This is a genomic window from Leifsonia sp. Y878, assembly GCF_057669685.1.
The window spans coordinates 125156-150291 of record NZ_JBYHFS010000001.1; the positions used below are offsets into that span (position 1 = coordinate 125156).

Genomic DNA, 25136 nt, shown 5'->3' on the forward strand with positions numbered 1-25136 from the left:
GAGCGAGGTGTGGCGCGCGGCGTGCTTCCTGGCCGCTAGTGCGTGCGGAAGCTCCGCACCATGGGGCAGTCGAACGGGTCGCGGGCTGCGAGGCCCACCCGGTTCAGGTACTCGACGACGATGCCGTACGACTCGAAAAGCGTCGTCTCCGTGTACAGGATGTTGTGCGACTGGCAGTATTCCTTGGTGATTTCCTGCGCCTTGCGGAGGTTCGGGCGAGCCATGTTCGGGAACAGGTGGTGCTCGACCTGGTAGTTGAGCCCGCCCATGAAGGTGTCCATGAACGTGCCGCCACGAATGTTGCGCGAGGTGAGAACCTGGCGGCGCAGGAAGTCGACCTTGCTGTCGTGCGGAAGCTGAGGCATGCCCTTGTGGTTGGGGGCAAACGACGCTCCCATGTAGACGCCGAACACGGCAAGCTGCACGCCGATGAAGGCGAATGCCATGCCGAGCGGCAGGAAGTAGAAGATCGCGGCGACGTAGAGCACAATGCGAGCGGTCAGCATGGTGATCTCGACCCAGCGCTTGTCGACCTTGCCACGGCCGAAGACGGTGCGGAAACCGTGGGCGTGCAGGTTGAGGCCCTCGAGCATGAGCAGTGGGAAGAACAGGTAGCCCTGCTTGCGCGTGATCAGGGCGGTCATCCGGTTGACCTTCGAGGCGTCTTCCTCCGTGAAGCGGATGACGTCAACCTCGATGTCAGGGTCCTTGCCGATGACGTTCGGGTTGGCGTGGTGACGGCTGTGCTTCGTCATCCACCAGGAATAGCTGATGCCGACGAACAGGTTTGCGAGGATGCGACCTGCACGGTCGTTGGCCTTGCCGGACTCAAAGACTGCGCGGTGCGATGCCTCGTGTGCCAGGAACGCGAACTGGGTCAGGATGATCCCGAGCGCGCCGGCGATGAGGAGCTGGTACCACGACTCCCCAAGCAGGACGAAGCCGGCGACGGCGCCACCGAGTGCGACGACCAGGATGGCGAACATCATCCAGTAGAAGCCGGTGCGACGCTGGAGCAGACCGAGGTTGCGGACCGTGTTCAGCAGCGATGAGTACTCGCTGGTGGGGTTCTTTCGGTCGCCGCCTGGGCGCGTTTTGACGATTCGAACAATGGGGGCGGCAGACGAAACTTCCGACATCGAGGCCTCCGGATTCCGTGACTTCTCAGTCGAAAATTGAGCGATTACTCGTGGTGCAGATACTCGCCATACTAGGGGGAAATCCTCCTCATAGCGCGGCGATTCCCATCTGTTTCACAGCCGAAATATTCCCGAAATGGAATGTATGCACTTATGGCTATCGCCAGGTTGGCAGCCAAATATGGAGCTGCCAGAACAGGAAAGGCGTCTGCATCCCTGTCCAGATGGGGAAGAAGAAGGCGGTGACCAGAGTGGCAACCACGAGGAAGACCACCACGAGGCGACGACCCGCCGCCAGCCGATCCGGCGTGTCTGTGCGTTTGCCGAGGATCAACCCAATGACGAATGTGAGGCCGAGGAGCATGTACGGCTCGAAGGCGATCGTGTAGAACTGGAAAACCGTGCGGTGCAGGTACATGAGCCATGGCACGTACCCGGCGACCATTCCCATCAGAATGAGGCCAACTCGCCATTCCCGATAGCGCGCCAGGCGGTACACGAGATACAGGATCGCCGCGGTAGCCGCCCACCAAATGATCGGGTTGCCGACGGAGGTGATCGCTGCCGAACAGCTGTCGAATTCGCAGCCATCCTGGCCGCGCGTCGTACCGAGGTAATACATGCTCGTCGGGCGGATCATGAACAGCCACGTGAGCGGGTTCGCCTGGTACGGATGCGGGGTCTGCAAACCGACGTGATAGGTGTACGCGGCCACCTGGTAGTGCCAGAAGCTCTGCAGCGAGTGGGGGACCCAGGCCAGCGCACCGGTCCAGGCTGCACCCGCGGTGTCCGCCCAGTTGCGGTAGTAGCCGCCGCTCGTCACGAACCAGCCCGTCCACGAGACCAGGAAGGTCACGATGGCAATGGGCACCATGAGCAGGAAGTTGGCCGGTGCCTGCTTGAGGATCGCCGCACTGAACCAGAACGGCACGCCGGCGCGTCGCCGGGCGAGCGCATCCACAACGACAACGTAGATACCGAATGCGGCCAGGAAGTAGAGGCCAGACCATTTCACGGATGCCGTCAGGCCGAACGCGAGTCCCGCGGCCAACAGCCACGGACGCCACCACAGGGTCGGGCCCCACGTTGGTTCGTCGCCGCGCTCCCGCGACTCCGCCAGCCAGGCCGCCAGTCGGTTCGCATGCCAGGCCCTGTCCATCAGGACGGCGCCGAAGCCGAGCAGGGCGAAGAACATCACGTAGTTATCGAGCAGGGCGACGCGCGACATCACGATGGCGTGCCCGTCAATGGCCAGAAGGAAGCCGGCGATGGTGGCGAGCAGCGTGCTGCTGAACAGGACGCGCGCGATCACCATGATGAGACCGACGGCCAGGATGCCGATGATGGCCGTGACGATCCGCCACGACCAGCTGTTGTCGGCGCCGAACGCCGCCATGCCGAGCGCGATGAGCCACTTGCCGAGTGGCGGATGCACGACGAACGACGGGTCGGTCGAGAAGATCTGGGTGTCGCCGGCAGCGAACTGGGGATCCGTGTTCTCTGGCCACGTCGATTCGTAGCCGTTGTTGAAGAGCGTCCAGGCATCCTTCACGTAGAAGGTCTCATCAAAGATGAGGGTGTTCGGGTTCCCGAGGTTCCACAGTCGCAAAACGGAGGCGACCACCATCACAAACAGGGGGCCTGCCCAGCGGAACCAGGGTTGTGTTCGAAGCACCTGACCATCGTAGTGAGAGCAGACTGGCCCTGAGGCTGGGAGACTGGACACATGATCATTCTGGCTGCCACTCCCATCGGAAACCTCGGTGACGTCACGACGCGCCTGGTAGAGGCATTGGGCATGGCGACCGTCATTGCCGCGGAGGACACCAGGGTGACCGTGCACCTGCTGAAGGCGCTCGGCATCGAGAACCGGCCGAAGCTCATCAGCCTGCACGACCACAACGAGCGCGACAAAGCGGCTGAGCTCGTTGAGCTTGCTCGCGAAACGGATGTCCTGGTCTTGAGTGACGCTGGCATGCCAACCGTGTCAGACCCCGGCTTTCACCTCGTGGATGCCGCGGCCGCTGCCGGCGTCGTCGTCACCGCACTGCCTGGCCCATCCGCCGTGCTCACCGCGCTCGCCGTCTCTGGGCTCCCGACCGACCGCTTCACGTTCGAGGGATTCCTGCCGCGCAAGCCAGGTGACCGTCGCGGCACGCTGCGCGGACTGGCCAACGAGGCCCGCACCATGGTCTTCTTCGAGTCGCCAAACCGGCTGGCTGCATCGCTGGCCGATATGGCGACGGTCCTCGGAGAGTCCCGTCGCGTCGTCGTGTGCCGTGAACTGACGAAGTTCTATGAAGAGGTCAAGCGCGGAACGGCAGCAGAGCTCGCCGAGTGGGCTGCAGCGGGCGTGCGCGGGGAGATCTGCGTCGTTGTCGCCGGCGCAGAGCCGCGAATCATGGACATCGCCACCGGAGTTGCAGAGGTGCTCTCGCTCGTCGAGGGCGGCGCTCGACTGAAGGATGCGGCATCCGATGTCTCTGCCGCAACGGGCTTGAGCAAGCGCGACCTCTACGAGGAAGCACTCAAGAACAAGGAAGCGCTGAAGAGCAAAGAAGCGCTGAAGCCCAAGAAGGTCGTTCCACCGCTCAGCTCGTAGCGACTGGTCTGCTGCCTCTCACTGGCCTACTTCCGCCGCTGGCATACACTGGCAATGTGAGTAAATCTCACGCATTCGGGAGTGTGGGGCGGCGACATGGCACATATGGTTCAGTATTCGCGGTACGGCGGACCCGACGTTCTCGACGTTGTCGACGCGACGAAGCCCTCTCCCGGCCCCGGTGAAGTGGTCGTCCAAGTGATGGCCGCCGGGCTCAATCCCATCGATTCGAGCATCCGCGAGGGCCATTTCGCAGAGCGATTGCCCGCTCACTTCCCAGAGGCTGTGGGCAGCGACTTCGCTGGTTTCATCACGGATGTCGGCGTCGGGGTGGTGGACTGGGCGATCAACGACGCCGTCATCGGCCACGTCGTGCGGGGTGCACAGGCAACATTTGTCGTCGTGCCAGCCGCGAATATAATCGTCAAGCCGGAGCGCCTGTCGTGGGAGGTTGCCGGCAGCCTCTTTGTCTCAGCGGCCACAGCCACGAAGGCGATTGAAGACGCGCGGCCTCGGCCGGGCACGACCGTGCTCGTGCACGCGGCCGCCGGCGGCGTCGGCGCCCTGGCCGCTCAGCTCGCGCGGGCCACGGGCGCAACGGTGATCGGCACCGCGCTCCCAGAGAACTTTGACTACCTGCGCCAGTGGGGCGTCATCCCCGTCGAGCACGGACCCGGTTTCGAGGAGCGCCTGGCCGCCGTCGCGCCGCAGGGGATCGACATGGAGCTGGCCCACGATGTGAACGAAACCCTCGGCATCGTCAATTCCACCGACATGATGGCTCTCAGTCGGGTGGCGGCGGCCATCGCCAACCGCCAGCTCAAGCTGCCCATTGCTGCGATCTACCCCCTGGCACTGGTCCAGGACGCCTACCTGGAGTTGGAAACGGGCCATGCGCACGGCAAGATCCTGCTCAGCATGCTTCCTGTCGGCTATGCGCACCAGAAGGTGCACGGCGTCGACATCCGCGAAGTTGAGGCGACAAGGGACAGCCCGAATCGGGCTCCCGTTCCGCACCAGGAAGAAGCGCTTCCCCCGGTCATCGGGCACTTCACACCGCGTGAGCGCGACGAGAAACATCGTTGAGGCGGTCATGATGCGCAGGCAGGCACGCACGACGGGGAGTAACACGCAGAAGAAGGGCCTCGGCTCCCAATAAGATATGAGCATGTCCGACGGCTCCTCTTTCTACATCACCACCCCGATTTTCTATGTCAACGACGTCCCGCACATTGGGCACGCGTACACGGAGGTCGCAGCCGACGTCCTGGCGCGCTGGCACCGCCAGTCCGGCGAGAAGACGTGGCTGCTCACCGGTACGGACGAGCACGGACAGAAGATCCTGCGCACGGCTACCGCCAACGGCACCACGCCGCAGGCCTGGGCCGACCGCCTGGTTGAGACGGCATGGAAGCCGCTGCTCGAGACCGTGAACATCGCCAACGACGACTTCATCCGCACCACGGAAGAGCGCCACGAGGTCAACACCCAGAAGTTCCTCCAGCACCTGCACGACGAGGGCCACATCTACACGGGCGAGTACGAGGGCTACTACTGCGTCGGGTGCGAGGAATACAAGCAGCCGAGCGACCTGGTCGACGGCACGGGCGAGTACCTCGGCCAGCAGGTCTGTGCCATCCACTCCAAGCCTGTCGAACTGCTGCACGAGAAGAACTACTTCTTCCGGATGAGCGCGTTCGCCGACCGCCTGCTTGAGCTTTACGAGACGAACCCCGACTTCGTGCAGCCAGAGTCGGCGCGCAATGAGGTGTTGTCGTTCGTCAAGCGCGGCCTCGCCGACCTGTCGATCTCCCGCTCCAGCTTCGACTGGGGAATCAAGGTCCCGTGGGACGAAAGCCACGTCGTCTACGTCTGGTTCGACGCGCTCCTCAACTACATCACCGCGGCCGGCTACGGCCAGGACGACGAGAAGTTCGCCTCGCTCTGGCCGGCAACGCACGTCGTCGGAAAAGACATCCTGCGTTTCCACGCCGTCATCTGGCCAGCCATGCTGATGGCCGCCGGCATCGAGGTGCCCAAGCAGGTCTTCGGTCACGGCTGGCTGCTCGTCGGCGGCGAGAAGATGTCGAAGTCGAAGCTCACCGGCATCGCGCCGCAGCAGATCACCGACACGTTCGGTGCAGACGCGTTCCGCTACTACTTCATGAGCGCCATCACGTTCGGTCAGGACGGCTCGTTCTCGTGGGAAGACCTGTCGGCCAGGTACCAGGCAGAGCTCGCCAACGGTTTCGGCAACCTGGCGTCCCGCGTCATTGCCATGGTCGTGCGCTACTGCGACGGGGCCATCCCGACGCCTGGCGCGTTCACCGCTGACGACCTGGCGATTATCGCCACCGAAAAGCGCGTGACGGATGCCGCTGGGGAGGCCATCTCCCGGCTCGCCATCCACGAGGCCATCGCCACCGTGTGGGAGCTCGTCGACGAACTGAACGGCTACATCACCAGCCAGGAGCCGTGGGGACTCGCCAAGGATCCAGCCGACCGTGAGCGCCTCGAGACCGTGCTGTACACGGCGCTCCGCGGCCTCGGTACCCTCGCCGTGCTGCTGTCGCCTGTCGTGCCTGAGGCAACCACCAAGCTGTGGACCGCCCTTGGCGGTACCGGGGCTGTTGCAGACCAGCGCATCGACCAGGCCTGGCAGTGGACGGGAGGCGACACCGTCGCTCCTCTCGAGGCACTGTTCCCGCGCATCGAGGCGACGTTTGACTGACACCAGGGACCAGAGCTACCCGCCGCTGCCGATTCCGCTGGTCGTTGGTGTCTATGACAACCACACCCATGTGAACTACGCAGCCGGCGAGGGAACCCTGTCCGTGGCTGAACAGCTCGACCGTGCGTCGAGCGTCGGTGTCCGTGGCATCGTCCAGGTCGGCACAGACGTGGAGAGTTCGCGCTGGGCAGCCGAACAGGCGGCGCTCGAGCCGCGCATGCTCGCGGCCGTCGCCATCCACCCCAACGATGCACCTGAGCTGGAGCTGGCTGGAACGCTCGACGACGCACTCGCCGAGATCGCGTTGCTGGCAGCCCTGCCCCGCGTCGTGGCGATCGGTGAAACCGGACTCGACTACTTCCGCACGCCGGAAGAGGGCCGTGCCGCGCAGCAGCGTTCCTTCGAAGCGCACATTGAGATCGCCAAGGCACACAACCTGGCGCTCCAGATCCACGACCGCGATGCCCACGCCGCCGTGATCTCCACCCTGCTTCGCGTCGGAGCACCAGAGCGCACGGTGTTCCACTGCTTCTCAGGCGATGCAGAGATGGCCAGGATCTGCGCCAGGAACGGCTGGTACCTCTCGTTCTCCGGCACCGTCACCTTCAAGAACGCGTCGGAGCTGCGCGAGGCGCTGTCCGTGATGCCGCGCAACCTGATCCTCGTCGAGACCGACGCCCCCTACCTCACCCCAACGCCGTTCCGCGGCCGCCCCAATGCGCCATACCTGCTGCCGAACACGCTTCGCGCCATGGCTGAACACCTCGAAACGGATGTCACTGTGCTCGCCGCCCAGATCTCGTCAAACACAGAACTCGTGTACGGGCGGTGGGATGCTGAGCCGGTCACGGTGCTGCCCTCACCCGTTCAGCACGCGTCGGGTCCCGAAGGTGGTCTCGCATGAGTGAGCCCACTCCGGACTCCGCTGCCGCAAAGCCAACCGGTGCGCTCCTCGGCCCGGCCGAGATCCGCGACCTGGCCGAAATGCTGGGCGTCAACCCGACCAAGAAGCTCGGCCAGAACTTCGTGATCGACCCGAACACCGTGCGACGCATCGTGAAGTCGGCGTCGGTCGGTGCGGGGGATACCGTCGTTGAGGTCGGTCCTGGGCTCGGGTCGCTGACCCTCGGCCTGCTGGAGACCGGCGCACGCGTCGTCGCCGTCGAGATCGACAACCGCCTCGCAGAGCAGCTGCCGCTGACCGTTGAGCTGATGCAGCCTGGGGCGCCGCTCACCGTCATCCGTGAAGACGCCTTGCGCATCATGGACCTGCCTGGTGACCCGAACCGGCTAGTGGCGAACCTGCCGTACAACGTGTCTGTTCCGGTGCTGCTGCACCTGCTGGAGCACTTCCCGCTGATTCGTGCCGGTGTCGTCATGGTGCAGGCAGAGGTCGGCGAGCGTCTCGCTGCCCCTCCCGGATCCAAGGTCTACGGCAGCCCGAGCGTGAAGGCCGCCTGGTACGGGGACTTCAAGACGGTGGGCAAGGTGAGCCGCCAGGTGTTCTGGCCGGTGCCGAACGTCGACTCGATCCTCGTCGGGTTCGAGCGTCGAGCCGACCAGCTCGAATCCGCAGACCTCAGACTGGCAACCTTCGCGCTCGTTGACGCTGCGTTCCAGCAGCGTCGCAAGATGCTGCGCCAGGCGTTGTCCGTCGTGCTCGGCGATTCTGCGACAGCCACAGACATCATGCAGAAAGCCGGTGTTGACCCCACCGCGCGCGGTGAGCAGCTCACCGTTCACGACTTCCTCGCTATCGCACGGGCGTGGCACGGGGAGTAGCGGCGTGCGTCGCCTGCCTCGCCTCACTCAGCTCGTCACACTCAGCCGCGTCACGCAGCCATCATGCGCTGGGCTAGGTTAGAAATATGACTGTCTCGGCTTCCTCACAGGTGGTGCACGCGAGGGCTCCAGGAAAGATCAATGTCTTCCTCAAGGTGGGCGCCGTGCTCGAAGACGGCTACCACGAAGTCGCAACCGCCTACCAGGCCGTTTCTCTCTGTGAAGACGTGCGTGCATACCCGGCAGACGACTTCTCCGTGTCGTTCTCGGGTTCGATCGACACCTCAGGCCTCCAGACCGACGGCAGTAACCTGGCGATCAAGGCGGCACGAGCTCTGGCCAGGAAAGCCGGGTTTCGCGGGGGAGTCAGGCTCGAGATCGACAAGAACGTCCCCATTGCCGGCGGCATGGGCGGCGGGTCAGCGGATGCCGCTGCCACCCTGCTCGCCTGCGACGCGCTCTGGGGAACGGAAGCCACCAAGGACGAGCTGCTCGCGATCGCCGCGACACTCGGCGCTGACATCCCGTTTGCCATGACCGGCGGAACCGCTGTCGGAACCGGGCGCGGCGATGAACTCAGCCCTGCCCTTGCCCAGGGTCAATTCCACTGGGTGTTCGCACTGGCGGATTTCGGCCTGTCGACGCCCGGCGTCTACACGGAACTCGATCGGCATCGTGAGCGTCACGCCCAGGATATCTTCCCAGCATCAGTGCAGCCGACGGTCGATCCGAATGTCTTGCAGGCGCTCCGCGCAGGAGACCCCGTGATGTTGGCGGAGTCGATGCACAACGACCTGCAGGCGCCTGCGCTGCACATGGCGCCTGGCCTTGGCGCCGTGCTCGAACTCGGCGAGGAGCATGGTGCCCTTGCCGGTATCGTTTCGGGCTCAGGACCGACGATTGCCTTCCTGGTACCGGACTCCGACAGCTCGTATGACCTGCAGGTCGCACTCTCCGCCGCCCGTCTGAACGTGGTGCGCGCGGTTGGCCCCGTTCACGGCGCCCGCCTCATCCACGACTGAGCGCGACCGACCTCCCAGCTGGTGCCGGTAGGCTCGAAGGTACAATGGCACATTTGCTCGGGGCTGAGTCCCTGCACCTCGAATTTCCCACCCGCGTTATCTTTGACAGCGTCACCGCCGGCATCGATGAGGGCGACCGCATTGGCATCGTCGGCCGCAATGGCGACGGCAAGTCAACCCTGCTGAAGCTGCTCGCCGGCCGCATGGAGCCGGACTCCGGCCGCGTCACCCGCCGCCGCGGCGTCACGATGGGCGTCCTTGACCAGTCAGACGACCTCGTCCAGGGTGTCACCGTCGGTCACGCGATCGTCGGCGGCATCGATGAGCACGTCTGGGCAGGCGACTCCAAAGTGCGCGACGTCATCGGGGGACTCGTCCGCGACATCCCCTGGGATGCGCTCGTCGACGACCTGTCTGGTGGCCAGCGCCGCCGCGTCGCCCTGGCCGCGGTTCTCGTCGGCGACCACGACATCGTCTTCCTCGATGAGCCCACCAACCACCTCGACGTTGAAGGCATCTCCTGGCTTGCCGGTCACCTGAAGACCCGCTGGGCCCAGAACTCCGGCGGGCTGCTGGTCGTCACCCACGACAGGTGGTTCCTCGATGAGGTCTGCAACCAGACCTGGGAGGTGCACGACCGCCTGATCGAGCCCTTCGAAGGTGGCTACGCGGCGTACATCCTGCAGCGCGTTGAGCGTGACCGCATGAGCGCCGTCTCAGAGGCCAAGCGCCAGAACCTCATGAAGAAGGAGCTGGCCTGGCTCCGCCGCGGAGCTCCTGCCCGCACGGCCAAGCCCAAGTTCCGCATCGATGCGGCCAACGAGCTCATCGAGAACGAGCCGCCGCCCCGCGACACGGTCACGATGCAGTCGATGGCCATGCAGCGCCTGGGCAAGGACGTCGTCGACCTCATCGACGTCACCGTCACCTACCCGACCAAGACCGGCGAGAAGACCGTGCTGAACGACATCACCTGGCGCATTGCGCCCGGTGAGCGCACCGGAATCCTCGGCATCAACGGCGCAGGCAAGAGCACGCTGCTCGGCCTCGTCGCCGGCACGGTGAAGCCGACCAAGGGTACGGTCAAGCGCGGCCAGACCATCAAGGTCGCCGTGCTCACCCAGCAGCTCCAGGAGCTCGCCGGTATCCAGAACGACCGCGTCAGCGACGTCATTGCCCGGCAGAAGAGCTCGTATGTCGCCGGCGGCAAGGAAATCACGCCCGGCCAGATGCTGGAACGCATGGGCTTCATGAGCGCGCAGCTCTCCACCCAGGTCAAAGACCTCTCCGGTGGACAGAAGCGTCGCCTGCAGCTGTTGCTCATCGTGCTCGACGAGCCGAACGTGCTGATCCTCGACGAACCGACTAACGACCTCGACACCGACATGCTCGCCGCCATGGAAGACCTGCTCGACTCCTTCCCCGGCACGCTGCTCGTCGTCTCGCACGACCGGTACCTCATCGAGCGCGTGACCGACAACCAGTACGCCGTAGCGGATGGCGCCTTCCGCCACCTGCCGGGCGGCGTCGACCAGTACCTCACATTGAGCAAGGGCGGCACCCTGGGTGCCACCGGTTCACCGACAGAGGCATCAGGTTCTGCCCCCGCATCGAAGAAGCTTGCAGTCGGGGGAGCGGATCTCCGCAACGCGCAGAAGGAGCTCGCCTCGACGGAGCGCAAGGTGCAGAAGCGCCAGGCCGAGATCGCGGCCCTGCACGAGAAGATCGCCACTCACGACCAGTCGGACTACGCCGGCCTCGGCGCACTGACCACGCAGCTGCAGGACATCGAAAGCGCTGTTGTGGCGCTGGAGACGCGCTGGCTTGAACTCTCCGAACTGATCAACGGCTAAGCGCGGGTTTCGAGACGCGTCCTCGTGCCTCGGGCGCTCCGCTCCTCAACCACCGGCGTGTCCGTTGGTTGAGGAGTCCGCCAGGCCGTCTCGAAACCGGTGCAATTCTGCATCACCGCAGAATTGCCGCCGACCTGCGAAGGTCGAAAACCGCCTTTTTGCGGTGATGCTGCGATCTGGCGATATCTGCTCGCAGAAGCTGTGACTTCATGTGACGTAACGGTCAACGTGCCGAAGAATCTCCCGCTAACGTAGAAAACGTGCCTCGCAACGCAGCGGCACAGACCCCCACTGCATGTCTTCGTGGTTTTTCTGTGCCGTCTTGCCCACTCACCGATTCCGGTGCGGCCCAGGCGCACACAGCGAAAGGGAAACACACGTGAACAAGAAGATTTTGGCTGCCCTCGCAGTCGTACCGCTCATTGCCGCCCTGTCCGGTTGCGCCGCAAGCGCCGGTGGAGACGAGGTCGTCAAGATCGGCGTCGTCGGCGCCAGTGACCCGTACTGGGCCGACTACAAGACGGCAGCAGCCGACGAGGGAATCAACGTCGAGATCGTTGACTTCACCGACTACCAGCTGCCGAACCCGGCCGTTTCCGCTGGGGAGCTCGACCTCAACCAGTTCCAGCACATCGTCTACCTCGCCGACTACAACGTGTCGAGTGGCGACGACCTGGTTCCGATCGGGTCAACCGCGATCTACCCGCTCGGCCTGTACTCCACGCAGTACGACAGCGTCGCCGACATCAAGGAAGGCGACACCATCGCCGTTCCCGATGACGTCAGCAACCAGGCTCGCGCACTCCTCGTCCTGCAGTCGGCCAAGCTGATCACGCTGAAGTCGGGCGGAACGATCTTCTCCGACCTGTCTGACATCGACGCCGACAAGTCAAAGGTCAAGGTCACCGCCCTCGAGGCAGCCCTCACCGCGACGTCGCTGCCCGACGTTGCCGCAGCCGTCATCAACAACGACTTCGTCGAGAAGGCTGGACTCAGCTTCGAAGACGCCATCGCGCAGGACGACCCCAGCGATGCGAACGCGCTGCCCTACGTCAACATCTTCGCGGCACGCGCAGAGGACAAGGACAACGAGACGTACAAGAAGCTCGTCGAGATCTACCAGAACTCGAAGGCCGTGCAGGATGGCGTCCTCGAGGTATCCGGTGGCTCCGCTGTTCTGTTGAAGACCCCCGTCTCCGACCTTGAGGCCTCGCTGGCCAAGGTGCAGGCAGACACCAAGGCGCAGAAGTAGCAGCACCCAGTTGTAGTGAGTCGGTGGTCGCGGTGTTCAGGGAACATCGCGACCACCGCTTCGCCGTTTGAGTCAGGAAACCCCCGCATGACAGGCACTACCCACCCCGTTGTCAGTTTGAGAGACGTCAGCAAGGTCTACCCGCCGACGAGCAAGGGCGGCAGCCCTGTCGTCGCCATCGACGGCGTCAGCCTCGACATTGCGGCCGGCGATGTGTACGGCATCATCGGCTACTCAGGGGCGGGTAAAAGCACCCTGGTTCGTCTCATCAATGCGCTGGAGCGTTCTTCCGGCGGCCAGATCTTCGTCAACGGGCAAGACATCGCCGGCCTGCCTGAACGTGAGCTACGCCGCGTGCGCCTCGGCATCGGCATGATCTTCCAGCAGTTCAACCTGCTGAACTCGCGCACCGTCGCCGGCAACGTGTCGTATCCGCTCGAAGTCGCGCGGATGCCCAAGGCCGAGCGTGTCGCCCGTGTCGCAGAGCTGCTCGAGTTCGTGGGTCTCAGCGACAAGGCGCGCGCCTATCCTGACCAGCTCTCCGGCGGCCAGAAGCAGCGGGTCGGCATCGCACGGGCGCTGGCCACCCAGCCAGACATCCTGCTCGCCGATGAGGCCACCAGCGCCCTCGACCCTGAGACGACCCATGAGGTGCTCGCGCTCCTGAAGCGCGTCAACGAGGAATTCGGCGTGACGATCATCGTCATCACGCACGAGATGGACGTCATCCAGACCATCGCCACGAAGGTGGCCGTCATGGACAAGGGCAAGGTGATCGAGAACGGCGACGTGTTCGAAGTGTTCTCGAATCCCCAGCAGCCGGCATCCGCTCGCTTTGTGTCAACGGTGATCCGTGGGCTGCCGACGGCCCAGGAACTGGCCGTGCTGCGCGAGCGTCACAGCGGCCGCATCGTGACGCTGTCGTTCCGCGACAGCGTTGTCAGCCAGTCGGAGGTGTTCGGTGTCTTCGCGGTTGCTGGCATCGCATTCGAGGTGATCTACGGCGGCATCAACGAGATCCAGGGCAGGCCGTTCGGCCATCTCACCCTGGCCCTGACAGCGGATGACGCCACCGTCGACACCGCGCTCGACCGGGTACGACGACTCACGACTGTGACGGAGGTGCGCTGATGGATGACCTGCTGAACCTCATGCCGGAGTTCTGGACCGCCAGCGTCGAAACTCTCTACATCGTCGCGCTCTCCCTGTTGTTCGGTGGCCTCGGTGGGCTGCTGATCGGGCTGGGCCTCTACCTGTCGCGGGCGGGCAACATCCTGGAGAACCGTGGGGTGTTCCTCACCCTGAACGTGCTGGTCAACTTCTTCCGGCCGATCCCGTTCATCATCTTCATCGTGGCGATCCAGCCGCTGTCGCGCATCGTCGTCGGCACGGGAATCGGAAACCCTGCAGCCATCTTCGCCATCTCGCTCGCGGCGTGCTTCGCCATCGGCCGTGTGGTTGAGCAGAACCTGGTCACCGTCTCACCCGGCGTGATTGAGGCGGCCAGGGCTGTGGGCGCAAGCCCGCTGCGGATCATCTTCACCGTGCTGCTGCCAGAGGCGCTCGGGCCGCTGATCCTCGGCTACACGTTCGTGTTCGTCGCCCTCGTCGACATGGCGGCCATCGTCGGCGCCGTCGGTGCGGGCGGGCTCGGAAAGTTCGCGCTGACGTACGGGTTCAGGCAGTTCAACCCCATCGCAACCTGGGCGGCTCTCCTGGTGATCATTGTGCTGGTGCAGGTCGTGCAGTTCCTCGGCAACTGGCTGGCACGCAAGGCCATGCGGCGCTAGCAGCGGATGCCGGCCGACGTGAACTAGTCGAAGTCGAGCGAGAGTTTCCGCAGCAGTCCGGCCAGGCGTTCCTGGTCGGACGACGACAGCGTCGACAGGAGCTCTTCCTCGGCGTCAAGGAGCCGCGTGATGGCGGCATCCACTCTGGTGAGCCCGCTCTCTGTCATCCCGACGAGCACACCGCGACCATCGTTGGGGTCGGTGCGGCGGGTGACAAGGCCTCGCTCGACGAGCCGATCGATGCGGTTCGTCATGGTGCCGCTCGAGACGAGGGTCTGCTGCAGCAGCGCCTTCGGGCTCAGTTCATAGGGGGTACCTGCCCGGCGCAGGGCCGAAAGTACGTCGAATTCCCAGGAATCCAGCTCTGAGCGAGAAAACGCACTTCGCCGTGCGCGGTCGAGGTGCTTCGACAGGCGGCCGACCCGAGAAAGTACCTGCAGCGGCGCAAAATCAAGGTCGGGGCGTTCGCGCAGCCAGGAGTCAACGATACGGTCGACTTCATCATGGGCGGGCATCCGTCTATTATCTCCTGTGTATCTCGCCCCGAGTATGCAAAACGCGCGTGGGTAGGTGCTCGCATCTGGCAGACTTGACTGCGGCGCTCGGCCAAGAGTCGACGCAATCCGCCGTGGTGTAATGGCAGCACGACAGCCTTTGGAGCTGTTAGGTCTAGGTTCGAGTCCTGGCGGCGGAGCTGTGAGAAATGACACCAGGGAGAATACGTGACCGACAGTACACTCGCCATCATCATCCTTGCCGCAGGGCAGGGCACACGGATGAAATCGAGCTTGCCCAAGCTTCTGCATCCACTGGCGGGAATGCCGGTCATCAGCCACGTGCTGGCGACCGCACATGAGCTCGGCGCCGCGCACATCGTGACGGTCGTGCGGCATGAGCGAGACAAGCTCGCCGCCGTCGTCGAAACCGAGCTGCCAGAGAGCATCATCGTCGACCAGGACGACATCGCAGGCACAGGCCGCGCCGTCGAGCAGGCCGTCGACGCGCTGCCCACCGACTTCGAGGGCGATGTGCTCGTCATCAACGGTGACGTTCCCCTGCTGGATGCCGCCACCCTCTCCGGCTTCATCGCCGCGCACCGCGCTCACAATGCTGCGGCCACCGTGCTCTCTGCGGTACCGGACGATGCAACCGGCTATGGCCGCATCATCCGCTCTGCAGGCGGAGACTTCGACCGCATCGTCGAGCAGAAGGATGCGACGCCAGACGAACTCGCGGTCAATGAAGTGAACGCCGGCGTGTACCTGTTCGGTGCCTCCGCGCTGCGCGACCAGCTGGCCAACCTCACCACCGACAACGCCCAGGGCGAGAAATACCTGACGGATGTCATTGAGCTGCTGCGTGCAGCCGGCTCTGAGGTGAGCGCCGTTCCGGTGGCAGAACCCTGGATCGTCGCCGGAATCAACGACCGTGCCCAGCTGAGCGAGGCGGCTCTCAAGCTGAACGCGCTCATCGTGCGCGGCTGGCAGCTCGCCGGCGTGACGGTGCAAGACCCCGCGACCACCTGGATCGACCTGAAGGTCACGCTGGCCCCCGACGTCACCGTGCTGCCAGGCACGCAGCTTCGCGGTGCGACGGTTATCGGCACCGGTTCGACCATCGGGCCAGACACCACGCTGCTCGACTGCGAGATCGGCGAGAACGCAACGGTGCGCCGCACAGACGGCACACTCGCCGTCGTCGATGCCGGCGCCACCGTCGGACCGTTCTCCTTCCTCAGGCCGGGAACGCACCTCGGTGCTGACGGCAAGATCGGCGCGTTCGTTGAGACGAAGAACGCCACGATCGGTGAAGGCAGCAAGGTTCCCCACCTCAGCTATGTCGGCGATGCCGTCATCGGGGTGCACTCAAACATCGGTGCCGGTACGATTTTTGCCAACTACGACGGAGTGAACAAGCATCACTCCACCGTTGGCTCGTACGTGCGCACCGGATCGCACAACGTCTTCGTCGCGCCGATTACAATTGGTGACGGAGCGTATTCAGGAGCTGGCACTGTCGTTCGTAAGAGCGTCCCTGCCGGGGCGTTGGCTATCAACGTCGCTCCACAGCGCAACATGGACGGCTGGGTACAGGCCAACCGCCCCGGAACAGACGCGGCGAACGCTGCGTCAGAGAGCGGAGACTAATTGTCTGGCATCAAGGCCAAGGGTGAGAAACGACTCGTACTGGTTTCAGGACGAGCGCACCCCCAACTGGCAGAAGACATTGCCGCTGAGCTGGGATCCGAGCTCGTTCCCACCGATGCACGTACATTCGCCAACGGCGAGATTTACGCCCGTTTTGACGAGAGCGTTCGCGGAAGCGACGCATTCGTCATCCAGTCACACACCGCACCGATCAACGAGTGGCTCATGGAGCAGCTCATCATGGTCGACGCGCTGAAGCGTGCATCCGCCAAGCGGATCACCGTTGTCGCCCCCTTCTACCCGTATGCACGCCAGGACAAGAAGGGTCGCGGTCGCGAGCCGATTTCTGCCCGTCTCGTCGCCGACCTGTTCAAGGTCGCCGGCGCTGACCGCATCATGTCGGTCGACCTGCACGCCGCGCAGATCCAGGGCTTCTTCGACGGCCCCGTCGACCACCTCTTCGCCATGCCTGTGCTGCTCGAGCACATGCAGCAGAAGCTCGACCCGTCGACGATCACCGTCGTGTCGCCCGACATGGGCCGCGTTCGCGTAGCCGACATCTGGAGCGACAAGCTCGGGGCGCCGCTGGCCATCATCCACAAGCGTCGCGACCCGCTGGTACCGAACCAGGTCTCCGTGCACGAGATCGTTGGCCAGGTCGAGGGCCGCGTCTGCCTGCTCGTCGATGACCTCATCGACACCGGACGCACCATCGTCAAGGCCGCAGAGGCCCTGAAGGCCGCCGGCGCTATCGGTGTCGTCGTCGCTGCGACACACGCCGTGTTCAGCGACCCGGCCATCGAATTGCTGCAGTGCGATGCCATCGACTCTGTTGTCGTCACCGACACGTTGCCCATCCCAGAAGAGAAGCGCTTCCCGACACTGACCGTGTTGCCGATCGCGCCGCTGCTGGCCAAGGCCATCCACGCGGTCTTCGAGGACGCATCGGTCACCTCCATGTTCGACGGCGCCGCGTAATAGCTCTCCTGGACGCGTAGTCGTCCGTGTGTAACGAGCCCGCTGGTTCGGCCGCCGAGACCCCCGTCTCTGCGCTCGACCAGCGGGTTCTTTCGTTTGTGCCGGGAATCCGCCAGGCCGGCCATTGGGCAAAAGTCTCACTTCCGAGCGCACGATGCGTACGAGCACGAGGGTCCCGCCGCCGGCCTCGCCGGCCGAGAACGCCAGCGCGACGCGATATCCAGTCACCATGAGGTCGCGCAGCGCTCAACCAGTAGCGAGTACAGGATGAATCGAGCCACTGTCACCGAATACAGGACGGATCGCGCTCTCTGCGGCAACGTTTCCGGTTTTCGCGACATCCGCCGGCCGAGGTACGAGGTGCGAGGTACGAGGTACGAGGTGCGATCAACAAATCGAGCATGTGCGTTCACCACAAAGCGGCGCCGCGGCCAACCGCTCTAGACCAGCTCGCGTCGGGTCGTGTCGCGAAAACCGGATGCTCGCCTCGAGAGTGGCGAATCTGTCCTGTATTCGACGACAAAGTCGCAATCCTGTATTCGATACGGCGCCATTCACTGTGGCGCCGGGCGCCTCGCGAGCGCGCCTGCTGTTTACACGGCAGCGATAGTGTTTCGCCATGACCGCGTCAGAGCCAGCCCTGCATCGACGCCTCGGCGTGTGGAGCGCGACCAGCGTTGGCCTGGCTGCGATGATCGGTGCCGGCGTCTTCTACGTCTGGGCCCCCGCTGCCGCCGTAGCGGGCACAGGACTTCTGCTCGGGCTCCTCATCGCCGGCATCATCGCGACCCTCAACGCCGTGAGTTCTGCTCAGCTGGCCATGGCTCATCCGGTCTCAGGCGGCGCGTACGCGTACGGTCGGGCCACGCTCGGCCCGTGGTGGGGCTTCTCGGCCGGCTGGCTGTTCCTGGCGGGCAAAACAGCGTCGGCTGGTGCGATTGCCCTCGTTGCAGGCAGCTACCTCTGGCCTGGTGCCGCCACGCCCGTCGCCGTCGTGATCGTGGTCGGCCTCGCCGCGATCAATGCTGCCGGCATCCGCTCGACGGCGCTCGTGAGTTCCGTGATCGTGCTCATCGTCATCGGCGGGCTGCTGCTTGTCATTGCGGTGACGGTCGGTGATGGTTCGCTCGAATCATCGCACTCGGTTGTGGAAACAGGGGCTGCCGGTGGTTGGTATGGCATCCTGCAATCGGCCGGTCTGCTGTTTTTCTGCTTCGCCGGGTACGCGCGGATGGCGACGCTCGGTGAAGAAGCAGTTCGGCCTCGCCACACGCTGCCCAGGGCCATCATCCTGGCCCTGGCCATCGCACTCGTCGTCTATGGCGCGATCGGGGTGCTGTGCGTTGGCGTGCTCGGCCCACGCGCACTTGCTGATTCCGCGGCACCTCTCGCCGATCTCGTCGGTGGCGAATGGAGTACTCTCACGCGGGTCATCGCGGTGATCGCCAGCGTAGGATCGCTGCTCGGTATTCTCGCGGGCCTCAGCCGTACGTCGCTGGCAATGGCCAGGGAGCACGACCTTCCCGGCCGGCTCAATCGAGTTTCGGCGGAGCGCGGCGCTCCGATGGCCGCGGAAGTCACCGTGGCCGCACTCGTCGTCCTCGGCATCCTCGTGCTTGACCCCACCCGACTCATCGGCTTCTCCTCCTGTGCAGTGCTCGTGTATTACGCAATCGCGCAGCTGGCAGCGTTTCGGCAACCGCCGAATGAGCGCTGGCTGCCGCGGGTCGTTCAGATTGTCGGACTGGGCGGATGCCTCCTGCTCGCGTTCACCCTGCCATGGCAAGGAATCCTGGGCGCGGCCCTCTGGCTTTCGGTGGGCATCGTGGTGCGGGCACTCCGGCTTCGCCGCGCGGCGTCCGGATAGTCTGGCGCCATCGGGAGGAGCAAGCGTGAGCGAGACCGTTACCCTGTCGCTGCCGTTCAAGGGACGGTGGGCGGTACAAAACAGCCCGGCGCGTCGGGTGCCGAGTCATGGCGTCGACCTGCTCGGCCAGCGTTATGCCATCGACTTCGTCGGGGTGGACAACGCAGGCAGGGCGGCATCCGCTAGAGACTGGCGCACCTTCTTCGGCACCGAACCTCCTGAGCGGTTCGTGTCGTTCGGCCGGCCCATCCTGGCACCGACAGGCGGCACCGTCGTTGCGGTGCATGACGGTGAGCCAGACCACGTCGCGCGGCGGTCGCAGCTGGCGCTCGCGTCCTATGCGCTGGGGCAGGCATCGCGGATGCGGCAGGGCGTCGCTGCCATCGCCGGCAACCACGTGATCATCGCCGATGGGAGCACAGGGCTCTTCGTCGTGCTCGTTCACCTGCGCAACCGCTCGGTGCGGGTGGCCGTCGGAGACCAGGTCGGCATCGGAGACCGCATCGCCGACTGTGGCAACTCCGGCAACTCAACCCAACCGCACGTTCATCTGCAGGTGATGGACAGCCTCGACATGACTGTGGCGCAGGGAGTCCCGATGGTCTTCCGGGATTTCCGCGAATGGCCACGGCGGGCAGGTTCCAGAGGTGACGGTGGTGCCGCGCTGGGCAGTGCACCGCTGAAGAGGGACAGGGGGATGCCAGATGATGGCTCGGTCGTCGAATCTCTAGCGTCAGACCAGCCGGCGCCTTAACGACGAAACCCCGCCAGTACAGGCGGGGTTTCGTGTGATGCAGGGGTGAGTGCTCGCGCTTAGTGGCTCGATCCCTCTGTCTCGATCTCGCTGCGGTCGCCAGACCACAGTGTGTGGAACGTGCCAGGCATGTCGACGCGCTTGTAGGTGTGCGCTCCGAAGAAGTCGCGCTGTCCCTGAACGAGTGCGGCCGGCAGGTGCTCGCTGGCGAGCGAGTCGTAGTAGCTGAGCGCAGAGGAGAAGCCGGGGGCTGGGATGCCGGAGAGTGCGGCCGTCGAGACGATCCGACGCCAGGCTGCTTCACCGTCGGTGACGGCCTGGGCGAAGTACGGGTCGACCAGCAGCGTGGTGATGGACGCGTCGTTCGCGTATGCGTCCTTGATGCGGTTCAGGAACTGGGCGCGGATGATGCAGCCGCCGCGCCAGATCGTGGCGATCGCACCCTTGTCGATGTTCCAGTTGTACTTCTCGGCCCCAGCGATGATCGCGTCGAAGCCCTGGGCGTATGCGACGATCTTTGAGGCGTAGAGCGCAGCGCGCACGTCCTCCTGGAAGGTGTGGCCGACGACAGCGATCTCTGGACGCGCGGTGATGCCGGCGCGAACCGGTCCACGCTGCTCGGGGTGGCTGGAGACGGCGCGGGCGAAGACGGCTTCGGCGATGCCGCCGACGGGAACGCCGAGATCGAGCGCGTTCTGCACTGTCCAGACGCCGGTGCCCTTTGAGCCGGCCTCGTCGAGCACGATGTCGACGAACGGCTTGCCGGTCTTCGCGTCGACCTGGCGCAGCACTTCAGCGGTGATCTCGATGAGGTAGCTTTCGAGCTCGCCCTGGTTCCACTCGGAGAAGATGTCAGCGATGGCAGTGGGGGAGTGGCCGCCGACCTGGCGCAGCAGGTCGTACGCCTCGGCGATGAGCTGCATGTCGGCGTACTCGATGCCGTTGTGGATCATCTTGACGAAGTGACCTGCACCATCGGTGCCGACGTGAGTGACGCACGGAACGCCGTCAACGACCGCCGCGATCGATTCGAGGATCGGGCCGAGCGTGACGTATGCCTCTGCTGAGCCACCCGGCATGATGCTCGGACCCTTGAGCGCGCCCTCTTCACCACCAGAGATGCCGGCGCCGACGAAGTTGACGCCGGTTGCGCTGACGGCCTTCTCGCGACGGATGGTGTCGTGGAAGTCGGCATTGCCGCCATCGACAATGATGTCGCCGGGTTCAAAGAGCTCGGTGAGCTGGTCGATAACGGCATCCGTTCCCTTGCCGGCCTGCACCATGATGATCGCGGTGCGCGGCTTGGCCAGCGATGCGACAAAGTCCTCGATGGTCTCTGAGGCGACGAAGCCGGCCTCAGGGTGCTCGCTCACGAGCTGGTGGGTGCGCCCGGGGGAGCGGTTGTATACGGCGACGGTGTTGCCTTCGCGGCTGGCGAGGTTGCGGGCCAGATTCGAGCCCATCACCGCCAATCCGACCACGCCGATATTTGCCTGAGCTGCGCTGCTATCTGACACATTCACTCCCTTGGGTCGATGGATTCCAGACCGTTTTCAAGGCTATCGGTAGAAGACGAATCCCGCACTCGACACCGGGTTCCGCTCATTTTGACACGGCAGACGTAACTGATAGCTTTACTCATTGAAATCTGATTTATTGAGTGCAACACCGCCCAATGATCTGATGTAAAGAAGCGTCTGATAAGAGTGGCGGAGCGTCAATGACTGATGTAATTCAGCCCATCATTGTGATGGGCGTCCAAGGCTGTGGAAAATCCACCGTCGGGCAGGCACTCGCGGATTCCCGCGGAATGCGTTTCCTCGATGGCGATTCACTGCACAGCGCAGAAGCCAAGGAAAAGATGGCGTCCGGGCATCCGCTCACCGACGCCGACAGGCTGCCGTGGCTCACCCTGATCGCCCAGACCATCGCAGAGGCGCTGGAGAACGGCGACCCGCTGGTCGTCGCATGCTCAGCCCTCAAGGTGAGTTACCGCGACCTGATGCGCGACATCGTGCCCAGCCTCTACTTCGTACAGCTCGAAGGCAGCCAGGCCCTGATTGCCGAGCGACTCTCTCACCGCAACCACGAGTACATGCCCCCCACATTGCTCGATTCGCAATTCGCGACGCTCGAGCCGCTGACCCCAGCTGAGGCCGGCGCCCGGGTTGATCTCACACGCAGTCCCGCCGAAATCGTCGGGCTGATCACCACTCAGATAGGACAATGATGACCGACCTAGAGATGAACTGGGTGCTCTCAACACCCGCCCTTCTCGGAATCGCCGTAGCGGCCATCGGGCTACTGCTCGTGCTGATCATGAAGTTCAAGGTGCACGCGTTCCTGTCACTCATCATCGTGAGCCTGCTCACGGCAGTGGCGACCGGAATCCCCACGACGAGCCTCATGCCCACACTGCTCGGCGGCTTTGGCAGCACACTCGGAAGCGTGGCGCTTCTCGTCGGTCTCGGCGCGATGCTCGGCCGGATGCTGGAGACCAGCGGTGGCGCACAGGTGCTCACCGATGCACTGATCAACAAGTTCGGTGAGAAGCGTGCTCCGCTCGCCCTCGCCGTCGCCTCGCTGATGTTCGGTTTCCCGATCTTCTTCGACGCAGGGCTCGTCGTGATGCTGCCCATCATCTTCGCCGTCGCACGTCGCCTCGGCGGATCGTTCCTCTTGTATGCATTCCCGTCGGCTGTCGCATTCTCTGTGATGCACATCTTCGTGCCGCCGCACCCCGGTCCCGTTGCCGCGACAGGACTGCTGGGAGCGGATGTCGGACTCGTGCTGATCTTCGGCCTCATCGTGGCACTGCCCACCTGGTACTTCGTCGGACACCTGTTCGGCCGCTACGTCGGCAAGAAGTACAACCTTCCAGTGCCGTCGATCCTGCGCGGAAGCACCGGCGACTTCGCCGACTTCGCGTCCAGGCCGAAGCTCGGCACCATCCTCATCCTGCTGCTGTTGCCGCTCGGACTGATCTTCCTGAACACCGGCCTGAACATGGCCGCAACCGCCGGACTCGTCTCGCTCGACAACGGCTGGGTCCAGGTGCTCCGCACGCTCGGTGAGACCCCTGTCGCCCTGCTGATCACCGTGCTGCTCGCGATGATCCTGCTCGGCTGGAGGAAGGGCAAGTCGGCCAGCCTCATCGACTCCGTCGTTGACAGCGCGCTCGGCCCTGTGTGTTCGGTCATCCTCATCACCGGTGCAGGTGGAATGTTCGGTGGCGTCCTGCGCTCAAGCGGCATCGGCAACGCTGTTGCTGACTCACTCGATGCGATCGGCCTCCCCGTCATCGTCGCCGGCTTCGTGATCGCAGCCGTCGTGCGTGTCGCCCAGGGTTCGGCAACCGTCGCACTCACCACCGCAGCGGCGCTCATGCAGCCCGTCGTGATGGGAAACAGCGACTACAGCCCGATCCAGCTCGCTGCGATCGTGCTCGCCCTCGCTGCCGGTTCGGTATTTGCCGGTCACGTGAACGACTCTGGATTCTGGCTGGTAAGCCGCTTCTTCGAGATGGACACCAAGACCACACTGAAGACGTGGACGGTCGGCCAGGCCCTGGTTGCCGTCGTCGGTTTCGTGATTGCGCTGGCGATCTTCCTGATCGCCGGGCTCTTCTAACTGAAGAACGGCCGCGCGGTGTCCGCCCAGGTGGACTCGACCTCGCTCACGGTGCGTCGCATGATGAGCTCCATCGACTCCCGCGCGGCCGTCGGGTGCCCGCCCTGGATCGCGTCGGCGACATCCACGTGCCACTGCAGCGCGGTCTCGTGGGGATGGGTCGGCATCAGCCCGAGTTCGGTGCGGCTGGAGAGCACCGCGGCGATGGGTTCGTCGAGTTTGGCGAACATCTCGTTTCCGGAGCCGTGCAATACGAGCTTGTGGAACAGGATGTCGAGCTGAAGAAAGTGCTCGAGGTCGCCTGAGCGGCCGACGGTGCGCATCTGGGCTGCAACGGCCATGAGCTCACCTGACAGGCTCTGCGGGCTGTGCGTTGCGGCGAGCTCAGCAGCTATGGGCTCAACGGCCGCGCGCAACTCGGTGAGCGAGCGCAGCTGGGCTGCACGCCCTGCGCCGGCCAGACGCCAGCTGATGAGTGTCGGGTCGTATGCGTTCCACGCCGACTGCGGGAGCACCCTGATGCCGAGCCGCTTGACCGACTCGACGAGGCCGATCGACTGCAGTACTCGTACCGCCTCCCTGGCCACAGACCGGCTGACGCCGAGGCGCTGCCCGATCTCATCTGAGCGGATGATCGACCCTGGGGGATAGGTGCCGTCGACGATTGAGGTACCGATGTCATCGAGCACACGGGTGTGGAGGCTTGACGGCATGTTCGTACTGTATCGGGCGCCGGAGGGGAGCGCTTCGTCCCATGCCGCGAAACCGGAATGCATGAGCAGAAACCTGCGCTAGACTGACACACTGAACTTCGGCGAGGGAATCGCGACCACTGGAAACAGTGGATGCGGCTCCGTTATCGACGCGGCGAGAAGACCCTTTCGGACTTTCCTCACGCTGACATGCGTTCGAGTTGAACCAGTACACCGATTCGCGAGGCTCCGCCTGCGAACATCATCTGGGTCGAAAGACCCGCAAGGAGAAACCTCATGGCTGACAACTTCGCTCTCGACGCAGAGCTGCGCGAAAACTTCGGCAAGGGCTTCGCCCGCCGCCTTCGCGTTGCAGGCAAGATCCCCGCCGTCATCTACGGCCACGGCACCAACCCGGTCCACGTTGCCGTTCCGGCACACCAGACCGCACTGGTTCTCCGTAAGGCAAACGCCATCATCGAGATCAAGCTCGACGGCGAAAGCCACCTGACCCTGGTGAAGGATGTCCAGAAGGACCCCGTTCGCCAGATCATCGAGCACATCGACCTCATCGTCGTCCGCAAGGGCGAAAAGGTTCAGGTTGAAGTTGCAATCCACGTTGAGGGCGAAGCAGCTGCGGGCACCAACGTCGACTTCGACACCAAGACCCTGCTCCTCGAGGTCGAAGCTGTCAACATCCCGGAGAACGTTGTTGTCAACGTTGACGGACTCGAAGACGGCGCGCAGATCCACGCCAAGGACATCACCCTCCCGGCCGGCGCTTCGCTCATCACTGACGCTGACGCCCTGGTGCTCTACGTACACACCCCGCGTGGCGAGACCGAAGAAGACGCCGCTGAGGAAGCTCCGGCAGCAGCTGCCGAGTAGTCATCCCCC

Annotated in this window: 22 protein-coding genes and 1 tRNA gene; 18 read left to right on the forward strand and 5 right to left on the reverse strand. The window is 64.3% G+C overall.

What is annotated here, in order from left to right:
- Window positions 1–35: 35 nt before the first annotated feature.
- Window positions 36–1139 (reverse strand): fatty acid desaturase family protein, encoded by a 1104-nt coding sequence (locus AC25Y4_RS00535; protein ID WP_488118421.1) that lies wholly within the window; start codon window positions 1137–1139, stop codon window positions 36–38.
- Between the two features lie 157 nt (window positions 1140–1296).
- The gene (locus tag AC25Y4_RS00540; protein WP_488118422.1) at window positions 1297–2814 is read right to left on the reverse strand and encodes a dolichyl-phosphate-mannose--protein mannosyltransferase; all 1518 of its coding nucleotides are present in this window, start codon (window positions 2812–2814) and stop codon (window positions 1297–1299) included.
- Window positions 2815–2865: 51 nt separating this feature from the next.
- On the opposite strand from AC25Y4_RS00540, the gene rsmI reads away from it, so the two are divergent.
- The 10 genes from rsmI (at window position 2866) to AC25Y4_RS00590 (ending at window position 14171) form a co-directional block, all read left to right on the forward strand.
- Entirely contained in the window at window positions 2866–3741 is an 876-nt protein-coding gene (gene rsmI, locus AC25Y4_RS00545) for a 16S rRNA (cytidine(1402)-2'-O)-methyltransferase (protein WP_488118423.1), read from the forward strand.
- Window positions 3742–3837: 96 nt separating this feature from the next.
- Window positions 3838–4827 (forward strand): NADP-dependent oxidoreductase, encoded by a 990-nt coding sequence (locus tag AC25Y4_RS00550; protein WP_488118424.1) that lies wholly within the window; start codon window positions 3838–3840, stop codon window positions 4825–4827.
- An 82-nt stretch (window positions 4828–4909) separates the two neighbouring features.
- Window positions 4910–6472 (forward strand): methionine--tRNA ligase, encoded by a 1563-nt coding sequence (gene metG, locus AC25Y4_RS00555; protein ID WP_488118425.1) that lies wholly within the window; start codon window positions 4910–4912, stop codon window positions 6470–6472.
- Window positions 6465–7376: a TatD family hydrolase gene (locus AC25Y4_RS00560; RefSeq protein ID WP_488118426.1), complete on the forward strand. Its 912-nt coding sequence runs from the start codon at window positions 6465–6467 to the stop codon at window positions 7374–7376. Before metG ends, AC25Y4_RS00560 begins: the two co-directional genes overlap by 8 nt.
- Window positions 7373–8254: a 16S rRNA (adenine(1518)-N(6)/adenine(1519)-N(6))-dimethyltransferase RsmA gene (rsmA, locus tag AC25Y4_RS00565; RefSeq protein ID WP_488118427.1), complete on the forward strand. Its 882-nt coding sequence runs from the start codon at window positions 7373–7375 to the stop codon at window positions 8252–8254. Before AC25Y4_RS00560 ends, rsmA begins: the two co-directional genes overlap by 4 nt.
- 86 nt (window positions 8255–8340) lie before the next feature.
- A complete protein-coding gene (locus tag AC25Y4_RS00570; RefSeq protein WP_488118428.1) occupies window positions 8341–9276 on the forward strand; it encodes a 4-(cytidine 5'-diphospho)-2-C-methyl-D-erythritol kinase in 936 nt (311 codons plus the stop codon).
- A 44-nt stretch (window positions 9277–9320) separates the two neighbouring features.
- Complete coding sequence (locus tag AC25Y4_RS00575; protein WP_488118429.1) at window positions 9321–11129, forward strand: ABC-F family ATP-binding cassette domain-containing protein; 1809 nt, start codon at window positions 9321–9323, stop codon at window positions 11127–11129.
- Window positions 11130–11508: 379 nt separating this feature from the next.
- Window positions 11509–12381, forward strand: coding sequence for a MetQ/NlpA family ABC transporter substrate-binding protein (locus AC25Y4_RS00580; protein WP_488118430.1), 873 nt, complete (start codon window positions 11509–11511; stop codon window positions 12379–12381).
- 87 nt (window positions 12382–12468) lie between these two features.
- Window positions 12469–13512, forward strand: coding sequence for a methionine ABC transporter ATP-binding protein (locus tag AC25Y4_RS00585; RefSeq protein ID WP_488118431.1), 1044 nt, complete (start codon window positions 12469–12471; stop codon window positions 13510–13512).
- A complete protein-coding gene (locus AC25Y4_RS00590; protein WP_488118432.1) occupies window positions 13512–14171 on the forward strand; it encodes a methionine ABC transporter permease in 660 nt (219 codons plus the stop codon). Before AC25Y4_RS00585 ends, AC25Y4_RS00590 begins: the two co-directional genes overlap by 1 nt.
- Before the next feature lie 23 nt (window positions 14172–14194).
- On the opposite strand, the gene AC25Y4_RS00595 is transcribed toward AC25Y4_RS00590, so the two are convergent.
- The gene (locus AC25Y4_RS00595; protein WP_488118433.1) at window positions 14195–14686 is read right to left on the reverse strand and encodes a MarR family winged helix-turn-helix transcriptional regulator; all 492 of its coding nucleotides are present in this window, start codon (window positions 14684–14686) and stop codon (window positions 14195–14197) included.
- Window positions 14687–14793: 107 nt separating this feature from the next.
- On the opposite strand from AC25Y4_RS00595, the gene AC25Y4_RS00600 reads away from it, so the two are divergent.
- The 5 genes from AC25Y4_RS00600 (at window position 14794) to AC25Y4_RS00620 (ending at window position 19917) form a co-directional block, all read left to right on the forward strand.
- Window positions 14794–14865, forward strand: a tRNA-Gln gene (locus AC25Y4_RS00600).
- 28 nt (window positions 14866–14893) lie between these two features.
- Entirely contained in the window at window positions 14894–16318 is a 1425-nt protein-coding gene (gene glmU / locus AC25Y4_RS00605; RefSeq protein WP_488118434.1) for a bifunctional UDP-N-acetylglucosamine diphosphorylase/glucosamine-1-phosphate N-acetyltransferase GlmU, read from the forward strand.
- Window positions 16319–17296, forward strand: a complete 978-nt coding sequence (locus tag AC25Y4_RS00610; RefSeq protein WP_488118435.1) for a ribose-phosphate diphosphokinase — start codon at window positions 16319–16321, stop codon at window positions 17294–17296. It abuts the gene before it with no gap.
- A gap of 619 nt (window positions 17297–17915) precedes the next feature.
- Window positions 17916–19163, forward strand: a complete 1248-nt coding sequence (locus AC25Y4_RS00615) for an APC family permease (RefSeq protein ID WP_488118436.1) — start codon at window positions 17916–17918, stop codon at window positions 19161–19163.
- Window positions 19164–19188: 25 nt separating this feature from the next.
- Window positions 19189–19917, forward strand: a complete 729-nt coding sequence (locus AC25Y4_RS00620) for a M23 family metallopeptidase (protein ID WP_488118437.1) — start codon at window positions 19189–19191, stop codon at window positions 19915–19917.
- A 59-nt stretch (window positions 19918–19976) separates the two neighbouring features.
- On the opposite strand, the gene gndA is transcribed toward AC25Y4_RS00620, so the two are convergent.
- A complete protein-coding gene (gene gndA / locus AC25Y4_RS00625) occupies window positions 19977–21434 on the reverse strand; it encodes an NADP-dependent phosphogluconate dehydrogenase (RefSeq protein WP_488118438.1) in 1458 nt (485 codons plus the stop codon).
- A 203-nt stretch (window positions 21435–21637) separates the two neighbouring features.
- Here gndA and AC25Y4_RS00630 point away from each other — a divergent pair, with 203 nt between their 5' ends.
- Window positions 21638–22147, forward strand: coding sequence for a gluconokinase (locus AC25Y4_RS00630; protein WP_488118439.1), 510 nt, complete (start codon window positions 21638–21640; stop codon window positions 22145–22147).
- Window positions 22144–23547, forward strand: coding sequence for a GntP family permease (locus AC25Y4_RS00635; protein ID WP_488118440.1), 1404 nt, complete (start codon window positions 22144–22146; stop codon window positions 23545–23547). Before AC25Y4_RS00630 ends, AC25Y4_RS00635 begins: the two co-directional genes overlap by 4 nt.
- Here the strand turns inward: AC25Y4_RS00635 and AC25Y4_RS00640 are convergent.
- Window positions 23544–24260 carry a FadR/GntR family transcriptional regulator gene (locus tag AC25Y4_RS00640; RefSeq protein ID WP_488118441.1) on the reverse strand — a complete coding sequence of 239 codons (717 nt, stop codon included), beginning with the start codon at window positions 24258–24260 and terminating at the stop codon, window positions 23544–23546. The two genes, AC25Y4_RS00635 and AC25Y4_RS00640, sit on opposite strands and share 4 nt — an antisense overlap.
- Before the next feature lie 276 nt (window positions 24261–24536).
- Here AC25Y4_RS00640 and AC25Y4_RS00645 point away from each other — a divergent pair, with 276 nt between their 5' ends.
- Entirely contained in the window at window positions 24537–25127 is a 591-nt protein-coding gene (locus tag AC25Y4_RS00645; protein WP_488118442.1) for a 50S ribosomal protein L25/general stress protein Ctc, read from the forward strand.
- Window positions 25128–25136: the final 9 nt, after the last annotated feature.

Bases quoted from the DNA above. Each gene is read 5' to 3' on its own strand.
- rsmA (WP_488118427.1), top strand. From the start codon at position 7,373: ATGAGTGAGCCCACTCCGGACTCCGCTGCCGCAAAGCCAACCGGTGCG.
- AC25Y4_RS00585 (WP_488118431.1), top strand. From the start codon at position 12,469: ATGACAGGCACTACCCACCCCGTTGTCAGTTTGAGAGACGTCAGCAAG.
- rsmI (WP_488118423.1), top strand. From the start codon at position 2,866: ATGATCATTCTGGCTGCCACTCCCATCGGAAACCTCGGTGACGTCACG.
- AC25Y4_RS00535 (WP_488118421.1), bottom strand. From the start codon at position 1,139: ATGTCGGAAGTTTCGTCTGCCGCCCCCATTGTTCGAATCGTCAAAACG.
- AC25Y4_RS00630 (WP_488118439.1), top strand. From the start codon at position 21,638: ATGACTGATGTAATTCAGCCCATCATTGTGATGGGCGTCCAAGGCTGT.
- AC25Y4_RS00570 (WP_488118428.1), top strand. From the start codon at position 8,341: ATGACTGTCTCGGCTTCCTCACAGGTGGTGCACGCGAGGGCTCCAGGA.
- metG (WP_488118425.1), top strand. From the start codon at position 4,910: ATGTCCGACGGCTCCTCTTTCTACATCACCACCCCGATTTTCTATGTC.
- AC25Y4_RS00635 (WP_488118440.1), top strand. From the start codon at position 22,144: ATGATGACCGACCTAGAGATGAACTGGGTGCTCTCAACACCCGCCCTT.
- AC25Y4_RS00595 (WP_488118433.1), bottom strand. From the start codon at position 14,686: ATGCCCGCCCATGATGAAGTCGACCGTATCGTTGACTCCTGGCTGCGC.
- AC25Y4_RS00645 (WP_488118442.1), top strand. From the start codon at position 24,537: ATGGCTGACAACTTCGCTCTCGACGCAGAGCTGCGCGAAAACTTCGGC.
- AC25Y4_RS00550 (WP_488118424.1), top strand. From the start codon at position 3,838: ATGGCACATATGGTTCAGTATTCGCGGTACGGCGGACCCGACGTTCTC.
- AC25Y4_RS00590 (WP_488118432.1), top strand. From the start codon at position 13,512: ATGGATGACCTGCTGAACCTCATGCCGGAGTTCTGGACCGCCAGCGTC.
- AC25Y4_RS00575 (WP_488118429.1), top strand. From the start codon at position 9,321: ATGGCACATTTGCTCGGGGCTGAGTCCCTGCACCTCGAATTTCCCACC.
- AC25Y4_RS00640 (WP_488118441.1), bottom strand. From the start codon at position 24,260: ATGCCGTCAAGCCTCCACACCCGTGTGCTCGATGACATCGGTACCTCA.
- AC25Y4_RS00615 (WP_488118436.1), top strand. From the start codon at position 17,916: ATGACCGCGTCAGAGCCAGCCCTGCATCGACGCCTCGGCGTGTGGAGC.